The sequence below is a fragment of the Paraeggerthella sp. genome, assembly GCF_048427265.1.
Lineage (GTDB): Bacteria > Actinomycetota > Coriobacteriia > Coriobacteriales > Eggerthellaceae > Paraeggerthella > Paraeggerthella hominis.
Map to the genome: position 1 here is coordinate 1 of NZ_DBFOSR010000043.1, position 14,067 is coordinate 14,067.

Genomic DNA, 14,067 nt, shown 5'->3' on the forward strand with positions numbered 1-14,067 from the left:
TCCATGGTGGTCGCGCCAACGCGGGCGAGCACTTCGCGCAAGCTCGCAAGAACGCTGCGGGCGTCGACGTCCGTCGGGCAGGAGCACGTGCAGGAACCGCACATGCAGCAGCGCCTGACCGCAAGCGCAAGCTCCGGCACGCTGCGCACCGCGTCAAGGGACGGCTCCCCTCTGAACGGCTCGATCAGATCCCGCAACGACGAGATCCCGGCATCGCCCAGAACCTCGCAGCGGTCGACGCAGGCCCCGCAACCCGAGCACGCCGAAAACGCGCGCTCCAACCGATCGAACACGATATCGCCCATCGAGATCCGCCCCCCCACGGTCTGCGCCCGAACCGCCTCCCGCGGCAAGCCGCGCGACGTCCGAGCAGCAAGGGCTGCGAACACCGTCGCAGCCCCGCCCCTTTACTATAGACTGTTGCAAGTATAAGATATGATCTAGTATTTCACAATGCTCTTCATGCCCAAGCCGCACGTGCTGCCAGAGAGGAACGTCATGAGCGCACTAACGCCGAAACGCGTCATCGTCGACTTCGACAACACCATGGGGGTGCCCCGATGCGACGTCGACGACGGCCTTGCCCTCCTCTACCTGCTCGGCAACCCCGATGCGGTCCGGGTCGAAGCCGCATGCACCGCGTACGGGAACTCGTCCATCGACGTCGTGCACGAGAACACGACGCGCCTCTTCGCGGAATGGAGCTTTGACGTGCCCATTCTGAAAGGCTGCGCGAACCCCCTCGACGAAACAAGCGAAGCATCGCGCTTCCTTGCGCAAGCGGCGGTGGACGACCGGGGCGCATTGAGCGTTCTAGCGCTAGGATCGCTAACGAACCTGAAAGGGGCCGCGCGCATCGACCCCGGCTTTTTCGGAAACCTGCGCGAAACGGTGCTCATGGGAGGAGTCACGGAAAGCCTGGTCATCAACGGACGCATCATGAACGAGCTCAACCTCTCCTGCGACCCCCAGGCAACGCTCGAGGTACTGTCGTCGCCGACGCCGGTCAGCATCGCCACGTCGCAGAACTGCCTGCCGGCGACCTTTTCCCGTAACGACTTCCTGGCGCGATTCGGCGGCGACTCGTGGATCGCGCGCACGTGCGACCCTTGGCTCTCCACCATGGAGAACGCGTACGGGCTGGACGGCTTCACCTGCTGGGACCTTGTGGCCGCCGCCTACCTGGCCCAACCGGACCTCTTCGACCAGCAACGGCAAGACGTGTCGCTCAACGCCGCGTTCCTCTCCGTCGGCTACCTCGAGAGCGCACGGGCAACCGCACCTCGAGCGTCCATCGGCGTTCCGCGGATAATCGATCCGGAGGCATTCAAGGAAAACGCTTTCCTCTCATGGGAGAGAGCCTTGGCGCGCCTGGGGTTGTAAGGGGGACGCCTTCGCTCGAGCGAACGGCGCGGATCAATCCTTCGTCACGGCATGCACGAAGGGCGCGCATCCGGCAACGCACACCAGCACGGCCGCACCGTCCGAAACATCCGGCGCGGGAATCGCGAGCCTTCCCGCGCGAAACGTGCCGTCGGACACCGTTCCTTCGATGGCCGACGATCCCCTGAAGCACCCCTCCACCGTCTCGTTCGCAGGAGCCAGCAAGACCTCCGAGGGAGGAGCGTCTTGCAGCACCCGGCCCTCGCTCACGTAGATCACCCGATCGCTCATGACCAGCGCCTCCTGCGCATCGTGCGTCACCATGACCGAGGTCATGTCGAAGCGTCGATGAAGCTCCAGGACAAGCGCGCGCATTTCGTCGCGCAGCTGCTCGTCAAGGCCGCTGAACGGCTCGTCCAGCAAAAGCACCCGAGGCTTGCCCGCCAGGGCGCGGGCCAACGCCACACGCTGCTGCTGCCCGCCCGAAAGCTGGTTCGTCCGCCGGTCGCCCATGCCCTCCAAGCGAACCGCCCGCAAAAGCTCTTCGGCCTCGCGGCGGCGCTGGGGCTTGGACGCCCCCTGCATCTTCAGCGCGAACGCCACGTTGTCGCGCACGCTCATGTTGGGAAACAGGCGAATATCCTGGAACACGATGGCTGCGCGGCGTTTATGCGAGGGCAGGTCGTCGACGATTTCGCCGTCGAAGGAAACCGTTCCGCAATCCTGGGGCATCAGCCCCGAGACGATCTTCAGAATAGTCGACTTCCCTGCGCCCGACTCCCCCAGAAGCGACACGAACTCCCCGTTGGAAACCGAGAAGGAAACGTCGTCCAGTATCGACTTGCCTCCCAGGGAAAGCCCGATTCCATCAAGAGAAAGGTGCATGCAGACCTCCTGTAGCCCGTTGCCTTATCACCCGTACAGCTCGCCGTCCTCGCGCATGCCAAACCGCCTCATCAGCCATTCGAAGAAAAGAAACACGGCGAACGTCGAAGCGATGAACACAAGCCCGTACGCCGCGGCAATGGTTCGATCGCCTCCCGAAAGGTAGGGAAACATTACCACGGCAAGCGTCCTCACCGCGCCGCCGCCGATCAGCAACGTGAGGAAGTACTGGGAAAACGACATGATGTACGCCATGGACAGCGACGACACGATACCCGGAAGCAAGGCCGGAAGGGTCACACGCCGCACCGCCTTCAACGGAGACGCCCCCAGCGCTTTGGCCGCGTCCTCGAGCCGCGTACCCACCGCGTCGGTCATATCCATCATGATGACGGCGGAATACGGCAGCGCAACGATGGCGTGGGCCAAAACCACCCCCGGAACCGTTCGCGCGATGCCCGCCTTGATGAACAGCACCTGCACGCCCATGGCGAACACCGTCGTCGGTATGAGAAACGGCGTGACGAGCCCGAAGCTGAACGCCTTGCGCCCCGCCCATTCGTAGCAGCTGACGGCGCGCGCCGCCAACGCTGCGACGAGCGTGGTCAGCACTGCCGCGGCCAAGGCGATGAGCACGCTTTGGACCATCATCGAAAGCCCCGTGTCGCGGCCCTCCGACAAAACCAGCTCCACGCCTCTTAGGGAAAACGATTGAGGCAGCAGGTGGGGCCAGGCCCAGCTGTCGGCGAAGGCCCACAGGGCCACCACCGCGATGGGCAGCAAGACGATCGCCGCGTGCACGGCGACGAACACCTTGGACAACCTGCCCTGCCGCGCTGCAGAAGCTCGCTTGCTTGGCTTCGGCGTGCCGATAGACGCCATGCTCACCGCTCCTTCCGCTCGCGCTGCACGATGGCGAAGTACGCGACGGCGAGCACCGTGCAGATCAGAGCCATCACGCCGTTCAACGCCATCGCGTAGCAGCGATTGAGGATGTCGGGATCTTGGAACTCTATGTAGGCGAGCACCGGAAGCGCCTTGGGAAGCGTCGGCCCGAGCAAGAACGGAACCTCGTAGGATCCGAACGCGAATGCGAACACCACCAAAAACGCCTTCGCCACCGCACCTTTGCACAAGGGCAGGGTCACCTCGAAAAACGATCGCAACGGCCCCGCGCCCAGCGTAGACGACGCCTCGCCGAGCGACGAGCTTATGTTCATCATGATGGAAGCCGTGCAAAACGCGACGAAAGGCACTTCCTTCCACAGGTACACCGCGATGATCCCCCAGCCCGACGAAGCGCCCACCACCGAAACGACGGATCCCGGATCTTGAGCCAGGCCGAGCCAGCACATGAGCCGCGGAACGAGGCCCGAGCCCGCGAACAGGCAGATCACCGCCAAGGCAACCAGAGCGTGCATGACCATCAGCGGCAGGCGAATGCCGACCAGCCGAACGAACCGGCCCGATCGGGCTCTCGTCATGAACCCGGCCAAAGCCACGCCGCCCACGACGGCCAGCACCGAGGACACCGCCGCTAGGTACAGGCTGTACGAAACGGAGTCCTTCAAGTCCGACCGAGCGAACACCTGCACGTAGTAATCCAAGGTGAAATCCGTGCGACCGAGAAACGGCATGATCCCGAACCCCTGCAGCACCCCGTTCGCCACCCCGTAAAAGAAGACGGCGAGCAGCACGGCCGCGGGAAGCGCAAGCACGTACGGAACCAACCGTCTTCTTATGGTACGGGGCAGCGGCATGACGACTACTTCCCTACAACCTCGTCGAGCCACAGCTGCTCGATAAGGGGAACCACCGGACCTGCGGCCTCGGCAACGCGCGCGCCCAGCAGCTCGTCCAACGCAAGCTCGCTGCCCTTCAGCTCGATTCCCTCGAAGGCCGCCCGATCTTCAGCCGGCAGCTTCTCCATGTCGAGCACGCTGATGTTTCCCAGCTCCTTGTACTGGTCGAGCTGCATCTTCGGGCTCATGACCTCGTTGATAGCCACCAATGCCGCCGCCTTGTGGGGAGCGTTTTGCGCAATGGCCATGAAGTTCGTGTTGCCCACGGTTCCCGTGTCCAGCAGAAACGGCTTGACGGTCTTCGGAAGGGCCCCGTTGTCGACGTCGGACTGGGGGCTTCCGTAGCCCATGCCCAAAACCAGCTCGCCGTCGGCGAACATGGACCGAACCGTTGCGGAATCCGCCGGGAACGTTGCGCCCTGGTTCCATAAGTACGGGTTGAGCGAGCGCAGGTATTCCAGTCCGGGATCGACGATGGCCTTCACTTCTTCAGTCGTCGGGTCGGTCATGCGCGAGAGCTTTTCGAACTCGTCTTTGCCGACGACGCCCGCAATCAGGCACTCGATGAATCCCGTTCCCGTAAAATCGCCCGGCTGAGGATACGTCACCTTGCCGGGGTTCTCTTTGCAAAACGCCGTGAATTCCTGCAGGGTCCTCGGCGGGTTCGGATGGGAAGCCGAATCGATCCACAGATGCATCTGCGCTTTGGCGTACGGAGCCTCGAACCCTTCGGTAGGGCTGCCGAAGTCGTACGCGTTGTCGGCAGCGTCTTTGTCGCAGTACTCGTTGAAATTGGGAAGGTACTCGCAGAACGGGCCCCACAGGTACCCGTTCTTCTTCGTGGAGTAGAAGTTCTCGCCGTTGATCCAGATGAAGTCGATGGTCCCCTCGCTCACGCCTGCCTGCATCTCGCCCGAAAGCTGCGTGAGGATGTCGTTGATGTCCATGCCGACCAGGTCGAGCGTGATATCGTACCGCTCTTTCAGCCGCGGCGTTAGAACCTTCTCGATCCACGTGTTGCGAGGCTCGCTGCCGCCCCATCCGTACCAGGAAACCGTCTGGCCCTTCGCTTCTTCCAGGACCGCGTTCCAATCAGCGTAGTCGATCGAAGCTGCGGCGGCGCCCGCGTCGGATCCCCCGCCCGAAGCGCCCGAGCATCCCGCGAGCGCCCCGCCGCACGCGATCGTCAACCCCGCCGTCGCTCCCAACGCCAAGAAACGACGGCGAGAGTACATCTGCTGCGCAACCTTGTCCATACCGATTCCTTCCCCTTGTGCCATCATGATACGATCATGAGATTCATCAACCGTACACTAGTAGTATATATCTAATAGTAGATCATCGCTAGTATATGTGCGAACCAGATCGCTCAGCGGCGCGCATCGTGCAGCGCTCTTACGCGGACCGCTTCAAAAACGCTTGGCGTTTCAACTGCGCGAAGAAGCCGTCCGACAGATACGCTTGAATCTTGCGAAACGTCTTGTCGTTCTTCAAAGGCCGGTTGGGATCGTGGTATTCAACCTGCGCCATAGCGCACCAGGTAACGCCCCGCAAGCACGTGAGGGTAAGGTAAGCGAAGAACCGCTCGACGAACCCCTCCGTCGGGAAGCGCCCATCCACGGAATCGATGTAAGCGCGCACGAACAGATCGCGGCGCGCATCGTCGAACACGATATCGCTGTCCCAGAACGTCGTGGTGGGAGCCACGAAGAACGCCACGTCCTGCGCGGCGTCGCCCACGATCGGCTTTTCCCAGTCGACCACGTAGGCGAAGTCGCCCGCTTCGGGAATCAGGAAATGGGCCGCGATGCACTCGGTGTTCACGATGTGCGAGCGCATCGGGTCGCCCTCGTGCGCTTCCACCACGCGATCGCACGTTGCAAGAAGGTCCTCGATCTCGCGCGCCACGTGCGCATCGACGAACCTCGACCCGGCGTAAACCCGGTACATGCGCAGGCTCTCGTCCCTGATCTCCGCCAACGGGTTTCTCGGCCTGATCAGCGTGCATTCGTCGGGAACGGAAACGCTATGAACGTCGGCCAGGCTTTTCGCTGCCTTCGAAAGATCGTCGTCGCGCTCGAGATCGAGCAGGCGCCCCGCGCAGAACCCGATGACCTGAACGCCCCTGTCCACGACGCTTCGGGTTTCATCGACGTAGACGGCGCTCGGCGTGCGGCCGGATACGGCAAGGGCGCGCAGGGCACCGTGCTCGTACGACGCCTGCTCCCGCAAGCCCAACTGGCTCGCATAGTTCATGCGCAGCACGTAGCGCGCGCCCGTCACCGGGTGGTCGAAGGCGAAATTCGCATTATGCTCCCCGTTTCCCAAAGGAATCGCGGCAAGCGAAGCGCCGCGAGGGATATCCAGCGCCTCGCGCAGCGCATGCGACGCGCGAAGATAGCGGCAAGCTTCGTCCATTCCGTGCATTGCGCCCCCTAGCAAGCATGATCGGCAAGATATATATCAGACTATGTGATTTATTGGATACTGTCTAGTATTTGCATAGTTTATCTACCAAGGAGCATGGCGCTTGAGCGACAACCGGCATACGGCAGCCGAGCAAAGCTCCTTGGCAAGAATTCACCGGATTCGTCATTGTAGCGCACTGGCCGTTGCGAAAAGACGATCATGCCCCTTGTTCGAGGATGGTAATGGTTCGGCTACCGGCAGATGACGGTTCGGCGAGCAACGAGCTTGCCCGATTATGGTGAACGAAACACCGCCGAACGATTCCCGACGGCCGCGAACCGCAACCGCCACGACGAAGGGGTCCTATGAGCAACCATCAACCACCGAAGCGCCGCGAGCAGCACAGCGCCGCTCGCATCCGCGCGGCCAAGAACGCCGAGGAACGTCAAAACGTCGCGCAGCACGCCTGGCACGCCATGTCGCGCGAACAGGCCATCAAGGAGCTCGACACCTTCCCCGACGGCCTGTCGCCCTCCACGGCGCATGACCGGTTGGCCGAATTCGGCCCAAACGAACTCAACGCCAAGCCTCCGCGCACGTTGGCGAACATGGTACGCGAGCAGCTGTCGGACCCCATGATCCTCATCCTCTTGACCGCAGCCGCGCTTTCCGCCCTGTTGCAGGAATGGGTCGAAGCCGGAATCATCGCGGCCATCGTGGTGGTCAACGCCGTCATCGGCATCGTGCAGGAGCAGAAAGCGCAATCGTCGCTGGAGGCGCTGCGCAGCCTGAGCGCGCCGGAAGCCCGCGTCATGCGCGGCGGCATCGAGACCGTCGTGCCTGCGCGCGACCTGGTGCCCGGAGACCTCGTGCTGCTCGGGGACGGCAGCATGGCCCCGGCCGACCTGAGGCTGACCAGCACGGCGGGACTGCGCATGCAAGAGGCTGCCTTAACCGGGGAATCGGTGCCGACGGACAAGAACGCCGCATCCGAAGCGCTTCCCGGAGCCCCCTTGGGAGATCGCGCCAACATGGCCTTCGCCACGGCCATCGTCACGGCGGGGCGCGGCGAAGGCGTGGTGGTGGCGACCGGCATGAACACCGAAGTGGGGCGCATCGCCGGCATGCTCGAGGAAAGCGACGGCCTGGACACGCCCATCAAGCGCAAGCTCGCCTCCTTCGGCAAGGGCCTCACCATCGTGGGCGTGGTAGCCGCGCTGGCCGTGATCGCCATCGGCCTAGCTTACGGGCGACCGCTCGCTCCCCTGTTGCTGCTGGCCGTGTCGCTGGCCATATCGGTGATACCGGAAAGCCTGCCTGCCACGGCAACCGTGACCATGGCGCTGGGAGTTCAGCGCATGGCGCAGCACGAAGCCCTGGTCAGGCGTTTGCCCGCCGTTGAAACGCTGGGCGGCGCTACCGTCATCTGCACGGACAAGACCGGCACGCTCACCGAGAACCGCATGAACGTGGTGCGCGTGGCCCTTGGGCCCGACCTTGCTCGAAAACGCCAGCTCGACCCCGAGCAAGCACGCGAGAAGCACGCCCGCCTCTTCGAGCACCTTGCGTTCACCGCCGTGCTCTGCAACGACGCGGTGCTCTCCCCTGCGGAATCGGAAGCCGTCGGCGACACGGTGATCGGAGACCCCACCGAAGGCGCGCTGCTTCTGCTCGCGCGCGACGGCGGCATCGATCCGGGAGAGCTGCGCGCCGCGTACCCGCGCCTTGCCGAACGCCCCTTCGATTCCGACCGCAAGCGCATGTCCACGGTGAACGACCGCGAGGGACAGGCCGTCGTGTCCGTGAAGGGCGCGCTCGATTCGATGCTGCCGCGTTGCGCCTACCTGCTTGACCAGGACGGCCCCCGTCCCCTTACCGACGAAGACCGCGAGCATGCCCTCGCGCTGGCCCAAACGCTCTCCGACGAGGCGTTGCGGGTGCTGGCCTTCGCAACCCGCGCGCTTGCGGGCGCGCCGGACGAAGACGACGACATCGAACGCGACCTGGTGCTGATCGGCATCGTGGGCATGATGGATCCGCCCCGACCGGACGTTCGGCACGCGGTCGAAACATGCCGAACCGCAGGCGTGCGCACCGTCATGATCACGGGAGACCACGCCGCCACGGCACGCGCCATCGGGCGCGACCTGGGCATCCATCGGCCGGGAGACCTCGTGGTTACGGGCGAGGAGCTCGACCGCATGGACGACGAGGCCCTTGACGAAGCCGTCAAGCACGCTTCGATATTCGCCCGCGTGTCGCCTTTGCACAAGCTGCGCATCGTGCGCGCGCTTCAGCATGGCGGCGAGGTCACCGCCATGACGGGCGACGGCGTGAACGACGCTCCCGCGCTCAAGGCCGCCGACATCGGCGTTGCCATGGGCATCACCGGAACCGACGTGGCCAAGGACGCTTCGGACATGATCCTCATGGACGACCGCTTCACCACCATCGTCTACGCGGTGCGCGAGGGCCGTCGCGTGTTCCGCAACATCCAGAAGGTGGTAGCGTTTCTGGTCGCCGACAACGTCGCCCAGATCATCGTGCTGCTGACGGCGCTTGCCCTCAACTGGAACGCCCCGCTGACCGCCGTCATGATCCTGTGGGTGAACCTGGCAACGGCGTCGCTTCCGGCGCTGGCCCTGGGCGTAGAGCCTGCCAGCCGCCACATCATGGAGCACCCGCCCATGCGCGCGAACAACCTGCTCGACGCAAAGCTCGCGCGCCGCGTGGGGTTCCAGGGCGTGTTCATCGCCGTCTTGGCCTTGGCCGCGTTCGCTATCGGCCGCGAAGCGGGAGGGGACGCGCTCGGCTGCACCATGGCCTTCGGCACGCTGGCCTTCTCGCAGGTGCTGCGCGCGCTCAACCAGCGCTCCACCACCGACCCCGTTTGGGACCGCGGCGAAACGCGCAACCCGCAGCTTGCCTGGGCTGTGGGCGCAAGCTTCGCCCTCATGATGATCGTGCTGCTGGTGCCGCCCATCATCGAGGCATTCGGCGGCACTTCCATGAACGCATCGCAGTGGGCGCTCGTCGGCGGCTTCGCCCTCCTTTCGGTCGTGCAGACCGAGATCGCGAAAGCCATCGGCCGCTGGCGCGCAAAGAGCTAACCGCGCGGAGCAAGCTCGTCGACGGCATCCTCGCGCAACGCTAGATGCGCGGCCCCAGCTGCGCGCGCGTTCGGCGGACTCCCAGGACGCCGAACGCGATGCCCGCAAGGGAGCACGCGAGGACGATCCACGGCCAGATGCCCGGCTCCACCACGCGAGGGACCACGAGCACGACCCACGGCCCCAGCATGTCCATCACGGTGCCGAGGGCGAACGAATCGGCCGCGCGCACGAGGACGATCCAGGCGAGCGAGAACGCCGCCGCGCACGAGCAGGAGGCGATCAGCAGCCCGTAGCGCGCCCTCGCGCGCACGAGCAGGGCAACAGCGGCTGCGACCAGCAGCAACGCCATGACGATCCAGAGCACCTGGGCAATTGTGAGCAGCGTTCGGATAAGCTCGATGTCCACGGCCCTACCCCCTCTCGTCCAACGCGGTCGACACGCGCTCGACCGCATCCTGGGCGCGCTCCGCCGCATCCTGGGCCCGGTCGACGATACCCGCCGCACGTTCGGCGATGCCGCGCGCTTGCTCGAGCAGATCCTCGAGCGACTGGGCGCGCTCAACCGTCAGCTGCCCCACCGCCAGCAGGTCGGGCACCGAGTAGGACACCTCGCGCCCGATAAGCTCCGCCACGGGGACCCGCGCCCACGGCGCCGCCATGCCCAGCGCCACGACCAGGCACAGCGCCGCCAGCAGGCGGTCGGGCGTGAGCGCGTCGCGAACGCGGCGCAGCACTGCGCGGGCGGTGTCCGCAGCGGTCGCCGGCCTGCTCATCGACGGCATCCTTCGCGCTTGCGGCGCGCCGCGCACGCTCCTAGAGCGCCGGTCGCCATAAGACACGCAACGACAGCGAGGGCTCCCGGAGCCCCGTCGCCCGTGGACGCGAGGCGCTGGGGAGCGGGCACGGGCTCGGTCGGCTCGGTCGGCTCGGGAACGGGCACGATCGGCGCAGGATCGGGTACGACCGGAGCGGGATCGGGCGCACCCGGCGCGTAGGTCGCATCAACGACCCCGTTCACCAGCTCGGCGATGAGCGCATGGCCGTCATGGTTCGGATGCGGGTCGACGTTGAACGAGATCGAGCCGTCGGCGGCGCGCCCGATGGAGACGTTCGTCAAGCCGGGATTGTTGAACGGCTCGTACAGGTTCACGGCGGCGTAGCCTTCCGTGTTCCGGACGAACGCCTCGTTCATGATCTCGATGTAGCGCGCGCCGGCGCTGCCGAGGTCGATGGACAGGGGCAGGTCGGGATCCACATGCGCGGCCAGCTTGGAGAACAGCGTGCGCACGTCGAGCACCTGGCCGTAGAACGGATTGTACAACGTGGTCCAATACACCTGGGCGCGCGGCGCGCGGGCGTGGACGGCATCCAAGATGGCCGGCTGGTTCGTCGTCGCGAACGTCTCGCAGGCGGCGAGCAGCTCAGGGTCGGCGACAAGGGCCGCGTTGATGCGCTCGATGGCGGCCGACACCTTCTCGAGCAGCTCTTTGACAGGGTCGAGACGCACGGCGACGAGCGCGTCGCCCGCGTCCGAAACGAGCGCGTCGCCAGCATCCGCCGCCAGCGCGGCTGCGTCCGGACCCGCCGCACCTTCGTCGGCGATCGCCGCCTCTATCTGCGCTACATCCGCATCGCTTAGATCGCTGATGGGCTCGAGCGCCTCGGCGATGATCTCGATGAACCGCCCCAGCAGGTCGTTCGAGCCGATAGTCACGCTCACCGCGGTCGCATCGGCAAGCGCCGCGTCGTAGGCGCCTGCCTGCAGCGCGTCGAGCAGCTGCGTGCTCGTCCAGCCCGAAGCAGCCAGGTTGTCCGTCACCGACGGGCCGAACGCGTCGGCGAAGTGCGCGCCCACCAGCGACACGAACGCGTCGGAGGGCGTGGGTTCCTGATCGTAGCACTGGTCGCTGTTATCGTATTCGGACAGCGCGTAGCCGGCGGCGATGTTGTCGCCGAACGCCACGTACTTCGTGAGCAGCGGCGCGCAGGCTATGCGCTCCTTCGCGATGCCCGCGGCCGCAAGCCGTTCGACCATCTCCGCATTGCGCACGGTGAACGTCGTCGTGTCCGCGAGTCCTGCGAACGCGGCGGGGTCCACATCCACGACGCCCTCGATGTCGATGCGATCCACCGCGCCCGATGCGGCCGCCGCGCCGCTGAAGGCGCCCGCCGCGATGCCCTCCACCGCGTAGGTGGCGGGATCCTCCCATGCTTCCATCACCATGATGGAGACGGGGACCGCGACGATGCCCGCAGCTCCCTCCGGCAGTCCGGCCAGCACGACCGCGCCTTGCGCGGCACCCGCGTCGCGCACGATCGTGTACGACATGTCCATGCCCGACTTCTTGTGCACGACGGTGCCCCCCGCCGCGAACGCCTGCAACGGGCAGAGCGCGAGCACGAGCGTCGCCGCCAGGATTCCCGCCGCGATGCGGCGCGCACCCGGCATGATCGATCTTCCAGCCATTCCCTCGCTCTTTCTTCGAGTTCGAACGAATCGCTTGCGAATGCCGGTTCCGGCGCTGGGACGCCGTCTGATCAGCATTCCAGCGCATCAAGCGCCACTGCGACAGCATGAGTATGGCGTGCGCGCATGCGGCACGCAAGCGCGGTGGCAGGAAGCGGGGACCGACGGCACGAAAGCCGACGGTCGAGCGGCGAACGGCGGCGCGTGGAGAGTTTGCGCGACCGAGCCGTCATCCTGCCATGCAGCCCCGAGAAGGGCTACTATTGTTTCACTACTGAAACAATTACAACGAACGGGGAGCAGCATGGCCACCGCCGCGGGCGCGCACGACGAAGACGATCTGAAGCTCGATTCGACGTTCTTCGTCGCTTTCGACCTTACCCATCGCGCGCTCAAAAGCGGCCTGGCGCAAGCAAGCAACCTCAGCGTGACCCAGTACCGCGTGCTCGTGAAGCTTTTGGCCGCCCGGACGACGGGCGCAACCCAGTCGAGCCTCGGCAAGCTGCTCGCGCTCAAGCCCAACGTGGTGACCCAAGCTATGAACGTGCTCGTAGACGCCGGTTTTGCCACGCGAAGCGGCGGCAAGGCCGATGCGCGCGTGCGCACCGCGTGCATCACCGAGGCGGGCGTTCGCCATGTGGCCGAAGCGAACGAGGCCATCGTGGAGCGCCTGTACGCGCTGTTTCCAACCGAGGATGCGGTTCACCGCGCCATCCTTGAAGCGTCCATAGCCGCCGGCGCGAGCATCGACCCGCCGCTGGGCGGCGATGCGTCGTCGCGCTACGCTGCATCGCGCGCACTCGTATCGCTTGAACTGGTGAAACGCGGGATGGAAGACGCCCTGCGCACCGCATGCGGCGCGTCGCTCAGCGAATGTCGCGTGCTGCAGCGCCTTGGCGAGGTGAACGAGCCCTTGCGCATCGGCGACCTTGCCACGCAGCTGCAGATGACGCCCGTAGCCGTCGCGCGGGCGGTAGACGGACTTGTCGGGCATGCATGGGCGCAACGGCTGGCAAGCCCGCACGACCGCAAAGCCGTGTTCGCGGCCGCTACGCCTCAGGGCCTGCGCCAGCAGAAGATCATCGTGCGCACCATCGGCCTCCTTGCGCGCACGCAGCTGTGGAGCCGCCTCGACGACCATCAGCGTCGCGCGCTCGCCCGCGCCTGGCGCGTCGTCATCGCCGATATGCAAGCGCGCAAGGAGGCCGAGCGCAAAGCAGCGCTCGGCCTCCTGCAACCTCTCGAGTAAGACGCCGGGGCCCGCCGGCGTCGCAGCGCCCGCCTACGCGCGCGCCTTCTTCAGCAACGCGGACGCGCCGAACAGCATTCCCAGGTTCACCACGACGTCGACAGCAAGCCACATTCCCACGACGCCCACGTTGATGCTCGCCGCGTTGATGGCGGAAAACGTGCCCACCGCCAGCACCATGACCGCAAAGCCACAGCCCGCCGTGGCCGCCACAAGGTTCCAACCTGCGCGCTTCTCGTTCCGAGCACGCGCCAGGCACGCGCACACCACCATCGACGCGGCGCCGAGCAGCGTGCCGATGAACGCAGCCCACACGACGAGCGCGGCTACCAGCACCGGCAGCGCCGGCAGCTTCGAGCTCATGGAATGCACTTGCACGCCCGACAGGATTCCCGAAAGCACGACGAACAGGCACACGACGGCCGCAAGCGCCGTAGCCCAGCCCCACAGAAACGCGGTCGCCGGCCTGCCGGCGCCCGGCACGCCGCGCGCGAACAGCAGGCCGTGCAACGCGACCCCGGCCGTGGACAGCACCATCGCAAGCGAGGCCAGGAACAGAAACGCCATGAAGGCCGATCCCGTCAGGATGGAGCACACCACGTCCAAGATGGGAACCCCGGAAGCCGATATGTAGTCGTAAGCCAGCGCGCCGGACAGGTCCATGGCGGCCAGACCGATCCTCCCGACAACTGCCACGGCCAGCGCCATCAGGAACAGCATCGCGTACGGACGGGCCATGCCCTTCAGTTGCTCTTTCAT

General features: G+C 65.5%; 13 protein-coding genes. 3 read left to right on the forward strand and 10 right to left on the reverse strand.

Going from position 1 to position 14,067, the window contains the following annotated elements; all coding sequences use genetic code 11:
• On the reverse strand, nt 1–305 hold a 305-nt coding region (locus tag ACMNI9_RS04405), incomplete at its 3' end, for a hypothetical protein (RefSeq protein ID WP_418831010.1).
• 193 nt (nt 306–498) lie between these two features.
• Here ACMNI9_RS04405 and ACMNI9_RS04410 point away from each other — a divergent pair.
• A complete protein-coding gene (locus ACMNI9_RS04410) occupies nt 499–1,383 on the forward strand; it encodes a nucleoside hydrolase (protein ID WP_216528581.1) in 885 nt (294 codons plus the stop codon).
• A 33-nt stretch (nt 1,384–1,416) separates the two neighbouring features.
• Here ACMNI9_RS04410 and ACMNI9_RS04415 read toward each other — a convergent pair whose 3' ends face one another.
• The 5 genes from ACMNI9_RS04415 to ACMNI9_RS04435 form a co-directional block, all read right to left on the reverse strand.
• Complete coding sequence (locus ACMNI9_RS04415; protein ID WP_418831011.1) at nt 1,417–2,268, reverse strand: ABC transporter ATP-binding protein; 852 nt, start codon at nt 2,266–2,268, stop codon at nt 1,417–1,419.
• A 27-nt stretch (nt 2,269–2,295) separates the two neighbouring features.
• Complete coding sequence (locus ACMNI9_RS04420; protein WP_216528583.1) at nt 2,296–3,150, reverse strand: ABC transporter permease; 855 nt, start codon at nt 3,148–3,150, stop codon at nt 2,296–2,298.
• 2 nt (nt 3,151–3,152) lie between these two features.
• On the reverse strand, nt 3,153–4,028 hold the full coding sequence (locus tag ACMNI9_RS04425; RefSeq protein ID WP_114565793.1) for an ABC transporter permease: 876 nt from the start codon (nt 4,026–4,028) through the stop codon (nt 3,153–3,155).
• Between the two features lie 5 nt (nt 4,029–4,033).
• Nucleotides 4,034–5,326, reverse strand: a complete 1,293-nt coding sequence (locus ACMNI9_RS04430) for an ABC transporter substrate-binding protein (RefSeq protein ID WP_225749261.1) — start codon at nt 5,324–5,326, stop codon at nt 4,034–4,036.
• A 139-nt stretch (nt 5,327–5,465) separates the two neighbouring features.
• Nucleotides 5,466–6,497 carry a phosphotransferase family protein gene (locus tag ACMNI9_RS04435; protein WP_225749262.1) on the reverse strand — a complete coding sequence of 344 codons (1,032 nt, stop codon included), beginning with the start codon at nt 6,495–6,497 and terminating at the stop codon, nt 5,466–5,468.
• A gap of 347 nt (nt 6,498–6,844) precedes the next feature.
• Between ACMNI9_RS04435 and ACMNI9_RS04440 the strand changes: the two genes are divergently transcribed.
• Entirely contained in the window at nt 6,845–9,589 is a 2,745-nt protein-coding gene (locus tag ACMNI9_RS04440) for a cation-translocating P-type ATPase (RefSeq protein WP_418831012.1), read from the forward strand.
• 40 nt (nt 9,590–9,629) lie between these two features.
• On the opposite strand, the gene ACMNI9_RS04445 is transcribed toward ACMNI9_RS04440, so the two are convergent.
• The 3 genes from ACMNI9_RS04445 to ACMNI9_RS04455 are packed head-to-tail and all read right to left on the reverse strand — an operon-like array spanning nt 9,630 to nt 12,059.
• Nucleotides 9,630–9,998 (reverse strand): hypothetical protein, encoded by a 369-nt coding sequence (locus tag ACMNI9_RS04445; RefSeq protein ID WP_418831014.1) that lies wholly within the window; start codon nt 9,996–9,998, stop codon nt 9,630–9,632.
• Between the two features lie 4 nt (nt 9,999–10,002).
• A complete protein-coding gene (locus ACMNI9_RS04450; RefSeq protein WP_216528587.1) occupies nt 10,003–10,365 on the reverse strand; it encodes a hypothetical protein in 363 nt (120 codons plus the stop codon).
• Nucleotides 10,362–12,059 (reverse strand): SGNH/GDSL hydrolase family protein, encoded by a 1,698-nt coding sequence (locus tag ACMNI9_RS04455; RefSeq protein WP_418831016.1) that lies wholly within the window; start codon nt 12,057–12,059, stop codon nt 10,362–10,364. Before ACMNI9_RS04455 ends, ACMNI9_RS04450 begins: the two co-directional genes overlap by 4 nt.
• Nucleotides 12,060–12,363: 304 nt before the next feature.
• Here ACMNI9_RS04455 and ACMNI9_RS04460 point away from each other — a divergent pair, with 304 nt between their 5' ends.
• Nucleotides 12,364–13,308, forward strand: a complete 945-nt coding sequence (locus tag ACMNI9_RS04460) for a MarR family winged helix-turn-helix transcriptional regulator (protein ID WP_418831018.1) — start codon at nt 12,364–12,366, stop codon at nt 13,306–13,308.
• Between the two features lie 33 nt (nt 13,309–13,341).
• On the opposite strand, the gene ACMNI9_RS04465 is transcribed toward ACMNI9_RS04460, so the two are convergent.
• Nucleotides 13,342–14,067, reverse strand: coding sequence for a hypothetical protein (locus ACMNI9_RS04465; protein WP_418831020.1), 726 nt, complete (start codon nt 14,065–14,067; stop codon nt 13,342–13,344).

Excerpts from the sequence above, each read along its gene's own strand:
- ACMNI9_RS04410 (WP_216528581.1), top strand. The coding sequence starts at position 499 with ATGAGCGCACTAACGCCGAAACGCGTCATCGTCGACTTCGACAACACC.
- ACMNI9_RS04415 (WP_418831011.1), bottom strand. The coding sequence starts at position 2,268 with ATGCACCTTTCTCTTGATGGAATCGGGCTTTCCCTGGGAGGCAAGTCG.
- ACMNI9_RS04420 (WP_216528583.1), bottom strand. The coding sequence starts at position 3,150 with ATGGCGTCTATCGGCACGCCGAAGCCAAGCAAGCGAGCTTCTGCAGCG.
- ACMNI9_RS04425 (WP_114565793.1), bottom strand. The coding sequence starts at position 4,028 with ATGCCGCTGCCCCGTACCATAAGAAGACGGTTGGTTCCGTACGTGCTT.
- ACMNI9_RS04430 (WP_225749261.1), bottom strand. The coding sequence starts at position 5,326 with ATGGACAAGGTTGCGCAGCAGATGTACTCTCGCCGTCGTTTCTTGGCG.
- ACMNI9_RS04435 (WP_225749262.1), bottom strand. The coding sequence starts at position 6,497 with ATGCACGGAATGGACGAAGCTTGCCGCTATCTTCGCGCGTCGCATGCG.
- ACMNI9_RS04440 (WP_418831012.1), top strand. The coding sequence starts at position 6,845 with ATGAGCAACCATCAACCACCGAAGCGCCGCGAGCAGCACAGCGCCGCT.
- ACMNI9_RS04450 (WP_216528587.1), bottom strand. The coding sequence starts at position 10,365 with ATGAGCAGGCCGGCGACCGCTGCGGACACCGCCCGCGCAGTGCTGCGC.
- ACMNI9_RS04455 (WP_418831016.1), bottom strand. The coding sequence starts at position 12,059 with ATGGCTGGAAGATCGATCATGCCGGGTGCGCGCCGCATCGCGGCGGGA.
- ACMNI9_RS04460 (WP_418831018.1), top strand. The coding sequence starts at position 12,364 with ATGGCCACCGCCGCGGGCGCGCACGACGAAGACGATCTGAAGCTCGAT.
- ACMNI9_RS04465 (WP_418831020.1), bottom strand. The coding sequence starts at position 14,067 with ATGAAAGAGCAACTGAAGGGCATGGCCCGTCCGTACGCGATGCTGTTC.